We start from the raw sequence: 694 nt of genomic DNA on the forward strand, positions 1-694 counted from the left end.
CACGCGGACAATCACCTCCTCGTAGTCCGAGGTGCGGCGATCTGGCAACGCCTGCAGGGTGGCGCGCTCGTGGTCGATCCGCTTGGCGTTGCGGGCATTGCGGCGGCTGACGATCTCGTCGATGAAGCCGCGATAGGCGGCGAGATCATCGAAGTCGGCAGTGCCGCGCAACAGCAGCGCATCGGCGATCGTCCGCTTGAGATGGCCATGCGAGCTTTCGATCGCCCCGTTCTCGTGGGCGATGCCGCGATTGTTGCGGGAAGGCCGCATGCCGTAGTGGGCGCAGAGGTCCTCGTACCGCCTGGTCAGATCGTCCCTCGCATTGCGATCGAGATTGCAGAAGGCGGCCGACAGGCTGTCGGTCCGATGCTCCCGCGGTGCCCCACCGAGCGACCATAGGGCATTCTGCAGCCCTTCGGCCAATGCGACGAAGCTCTCGCCACCGAGCACGACATGGGCGTGTTCAAACCCGCAATAGGCCAACCGGAAGTGATACAGGCGATGATCGAGCGGCACGCCAGCGATGGCGACCCCAAGCTCGCCCATATCGGTGAAGTCGGACAGGCCGACCTGGCCCACTTCGTGGGTCTGGCGGAAGATGACCTCCTGCTCCTCGCCGTGGATCGCCCGCCAGGCGCGGATCCGGCGCTCGAGCGTGCGGCGGATTCCAGCCCCCAGCTCAGGATGGCGTCGG

General features: G+C 66.1%; 1 protein-coding gene. It reads right to left on the reverse strand.

Translation table 11 applies throughout. From position 1 onward, the window contains the following. Positions 1–694 (reverse strand): IS21 family transposase (gene istA, locus IVB27_RS05335; RefSeq protein ID WP_247441954.1); only part of this gene is annotated, 694 nt, incomplete at both ends.

It is taken from the genome of Bradyrhizobium sp. 197 (assembly GCF_023073375.1).
GTDB lineage: Bacteria > Pseudomonadota > Alphaproteobacteria > Rhizobiales > Xanthobacteraceae > Bradyrhizobium.